Source organism: Fructobacillus ficulneus, assembly GCF_001047075.2.
In the GTDB taxonomy this organism is placed as follows: Bacteria; Bacillota; Bacilli; order Lactobacillales; family Lactobacillaceae; genus Fructobacillus; species Fructobacillus ficulneus.
This window is the reverse complement of sequence record NZ_DF968005.1, coordinates 578,926-583,090: the sequence shown is the minus strand read 5'-3', so window position 1 is coordinate 583,090 and position 4,165 is coordinate 578,926. Positions and strand designations below refer to the sequence as shown.

The window sequence follows — 4,165 nt, the reverse complement described above, 5'->3', positions numbered from 1 at the left end:
GGGTACTTTGTTTCTCCAACGGCTCGGGGAGCCCGCTTATAATAGACCTTTTCGCTGGTATAACCGAGCTTAGGAATCAACCCACGGATAAAGGCGTTTTGCTCATGGTACTTTAGGAGGGCATTGACCGCCTCCTTAGACATTAGGCGGAAATCGGCATGGTTAGGAATCAAATTAACCCCCAATAGCTGGCGAAACCGGTAGTATGAGTTAGCCGTAAAGCGCTTGAACCAGGTATCAGAAGACCGATTGGAACGGACTCCGTAAACAATATCGGTCCCATTCCGATACATCTCCACCATGTCGACAATCTTAGTTGGGTCGTCCTGTAAATCGGCATCAATGGTCACAATCATATCGGCCGATTGAACGGCTTCAGCGAGGCCAGCTAAAAGGGCATTTTGATGACCAAAGTTACGTGAAAAGCTTAGAGCCTCGATACGTGAAGAATACCGATTTAATTGTTCAATTTTTTGCCAAGTTTGGTCACTCGATCCATCGTCAACAATTAAAATGTTGGCTAAAAAGTTTGTATCAGACTTTGTAGACGCAGCGATTTGGTCTTCAATTTCAAGGAGTCTTTGAACGGAAGATTGTAAGGTTTCTTCCTCATTGAAGGCTGGAATAACAATTGTTAATTTTTCGGTCGGCATAGGCGTAGTCTTTCTGTATGATTCTACTAGCATAAGGGAATTTTGATGATTTTGCTACACATATAATATAAAATAAATCTTAAAAAAATTAAGTTTTAATCATTATTGTTTAGAATATTAGTTAAGGATCCAATCAAAAACTCATAAAAAAAGTCCCGTCAGGGACTTATGAAGATGAACTGGATGAAAGGTTTGGTGTAGCGGGCAATGACAGTTGAAAAATCGTGCCTTGGGGATGGTTGTCACGGATTGTGATTGTGCCGTCAATAACCTGTGCAAGGTGAGCACTAATGGGTAGGCCGAGACCTGTTCCTGGTACAGAACTGCGAACCTCGTCACTTCGGAAAAAGTGCTCGAAAACGTGGGCCTTATCCGCTTCTTTGATACCACTTCCATTATCTTGCACAGCAATTGTGCAGGTACCAGAATCGTCTTGGTTGAGGTTGATTAGGATTGGTTGGTCAGTCGGTGAATACTTGCCGGCATTCATAATGAAATTAGTTAAAATCTGTTCGATTGCCCCGCCGTGGCTGGTCACAGCCAAACTGGCTGGCCCATTAAAGATGATGGGCTGGCTAATTGATTTTTGAACCTTATTAATCGTTTCTTGGATGATAACTGTTAAATCGACTCGTTGAAAATCTACAACGAGTTGGTTGGCTCGAATTTGGGTCAGCAGGTTGTCAATTAGTTGCTGCATTGCCCGCGATTCCTCAGTAATGTAGGCGACCGATTGATCAATAATTTCAGGATGGGCATGCCCGTGTCGTTCAATTAGTTGAGCATTGCTACGAATCGTAGCAATGGGTGTTCGTAACTCATGGGCAGCATTTAAAATAAAAATTTCCTTTTGTTCTTGTCGTTTACCAAGAACTGTTAATAAGTCATTGAAATTAGTTGCCAAATCAGTGACTTCACTTGGCTGTACTGGGACAGGTAGCTGGGATGTTCCAGGTTCTTTTAAGCTATTGATTAATTTCGTTTTTTCTGAGAGTTCAGTCAACGGATCTGTTAGTCGTCGTGTTAGCCGTTTAATATACAGTGGAGTCGTTATTAGTGTCAGAACTAAAATAGCCAAGGTAACTAAGATAATTCGGTTTAGGACGGCGAGTTGAGGGCTGAGACTTTGCCAGAGGGTGTAGTAAATACCATCGGAATAGACGAGACGGTGGTATAGGAGACCGAAGCCGGGACGGAAGTAGAGGTTGCTAATTAGAGGTACCTTAATGGGCTTGATAGCCAAAATGTCATCGGCCTTGGGTGAAAAATAATGTTCTACGGCAGCGTTTTTTCGAACATTATGAACGTAGACATAGCTATAGCTGGTATCTAACGTGCTGTTCTTGCGCCAATAATGCCAGTCATGGTCACTATCAATTTTGGTCTTTTTGAGACTGTGTGTGATATGTTCTGAGTTTGTGGCCACCTCGGTCAGCAGTTGATGGCTAATTGCCAAAATAATAGCCAAGGAAAAAAGCAAGGTAAAGGTCACCATCATTTTTAACAGGTGGCGCAACATGATGCTGGCACTGGTTTGTTTTTCTTTATTTTTTTTCATTCAACTTACCAGTCTGCAACGTGGTCGGAGAGCATGTAGCCAACGCCGCGAATCGTATGAATTAGTTTCTTGCCGTAGGAATCAGCATCGACTTTGGCCCGCAGACTGCGGACATAGACATCTAAAATACTGGGTTGACCATTAAAATCAATGCCCCAGACGCTGTCGAGTAAGAAATCACGAGAGCAAGAATCATTTTGATGGGTTAATAGCACCACGAGGAGTTCGTATTCCCGTTGGGTTAGTGGCAAAATATCCAGTCCGCGGCTAACTCTTTTGGTGGTAGTGTTGACCGACAAGTCAGCGACAGTCAATAGGGCACCAGTTTCGACAGTCGGTGCTGGTTGACCGTGACGTAAGGCAATTGCCACTCGAGCTAATAATTCTTCCATTTCAAAGGGCTTGGTCAGGTAGTCATCGGCTCCACCTGTTAAACCGGCCACTCGGTCACCAATGTAGTCTCGGGCAGTCAGCATAATAATTTGAACATCACTGGTTTTACGGATTTTACGCAAAACGCTAAAACCGTCAAGTTTCGGCAACATCCAGTCTAAAATAATGACATTAATTGCAGGATGACTTTGAAACATTTCGAGGGCCTCTAAACCATCCTTGGCCCGAATAACAGTAAAACCTTCAAATTCGAATTCGGTTTTTAGGGAACTGGCCAGGCCGTCTTCGTCTTCAACTAGTAATAAGGTCGGTTGCATTGTTAGGACTCCTTGTTTCGCGTTTTTTTAACACTGAAAAGGCTACACTAGGCATAATAGCACGATTTTGCCAATTCAGTTCTTGTTTTTAATCACTATAAACAAAGACCTTGATCAAAGGACCGAGGCTGGTGGTTATCAATTAAGTGAATAAGAATCAAAACGTCTCGTTCTTACCGCTTTTCAGTTAAAAGAACGTTGAAAATTAAGGAAGCATCCTTATATTCAGTCCCGTTAATCGCGAGCGGATAGGGTGAAAGCTGATAATTATAGGTTTGAACAACGTCAACTAATTGGTTTTGAGAGCTCTGATTAGTAAGGACCAAGCGGTAAGAGCCGGGTTGAATTTTTTCCTTACTGGTGTAGTCTCCGTCCGAATAGGTTAAACGACTAACTTCATTTCCTTGGTTATCGACTAGGTTCGCGGTAACTGTTGAATTGGCATGGACTTGAACGTCAATATAGTCGGCTGATTTATTTAATTTTATTTTTTCAGATAGGGTTGTTCCAGGAGCAATGGCCGTCGGTTTGGCCTTGTATTGGGTAGACAATTGACTTTGCTGAGCAGCGACTACATTATCGTCTAATTGAATGTGTTGGGAGAAAATCAAAAAGATGGCGGCCGAAGAACCGACAAGGCTGGCTTGCAGCCAAAAACGCCGGTAAATTCGGAGATGAACTTTTTTCTCGGTCACTGCCTGGCCCTGTGGCAGGGCGTTGGTGATGAACAAGAGGAGTGGCAAGATAATTTGTCCGTAGCGGGGTTCAGTTTCCCACAAAATGGTATGGAAGGCTAAGTAGGCTAGGGCAATCATCACGGCCAAAAAGGTTATGACTTCTTGGTGTTGCCTTAAATCAGGGCGCCATTTTACTAAACGACTGATTAAGAGGAGCCAAAGGGTAATGGTAGCTGCTGCATAGGTGATGAGGGTTAGTTTTTGAAATAAGTATGACCGCTTTTGGTACCAAGCTGGTGCTGATTGGAAACCACCATTGTACCAATCTTGAATTTGACTGGTATCGAGGAGAATTGATAGTTTTTCGGTCCAAAGATGGATCAAGCCAAGAGGGCCAAGCTGACCAAGCCGGTTTAAAATCTGCCGATCATCGTAATTTTTCCTGGCTTGGACAGTGGGGAGAGCGATGTCTTTAGCGACGTCGTTGTCAGCGTACATCCCCTCGTATTTTTCATTTGTTCCCATTAAAATCCAATGGCTAGCCGGGAACTCATAGCCCGGATGGTT

3 protein-coding genes and 1 pseudogene are annotated in these 4,165 nt (G+C 43.4%); all 4 read right to left on the bottom strand.

Translation table 11 applies throughout. From position 1 onward, the window contains the following. On the bottom strand, positions 1 to 653 hold a 653-nt coding region (locus AOQ29_RS07375; RefSeq protein WP_061993834.1), incomplete at its 3' end, for a glycosyltransferase family 2 protein. A gap of 166 nt (positions 654 to 819) precedes the next feature. Continuing rightward, entirely contained in the window at positions 820 to 2,211 is a 1,392-nt protein-coding gene (locus AOQ29_RS07370) for a sensor histidine kinase (RefSeq protein ID WP_061993833.1), read from the bottom strand. A 5-nt stretch (positions 2,212 to 2,216) separates the two neighbouring features. Continuing rightward, positions 2,217 to 2,921, bottom strand: coding sequence for a response regulator transcription factor (locus AOQ29_RS07365; protein WP_061993832.1), 705 nt, complete (start codon positions 2,919 to 2,921; stop codon positions 2,217 to 2,219). Positions 2,922 to 3,094: 173 nt separating this feature from the next. Then, positions 3,095 to 4,165, bottom strand: a pseudogene (locus tag AOQ29_RS07360) (hypothetical protein); the annotation flags it as partial.

Excerpts from the sequence above, each read along its gene's own strand:
- AOQ29_RS07365 (WP_061993832.1), bottom strand. The coding sequence starts at position 2,921 with ATGCAACCGACCTTATTACTAGTTGAAGACGAAGACGGCCTGGCCAGT.
- AOQ29_RS07370 (WP_061993833.1), bottom strand. The coding sequence starts at position 2,211 with ATGAAAAAAAATAAAGAAAAACAAACCAGTGCCAGCATCATGTTGCGC.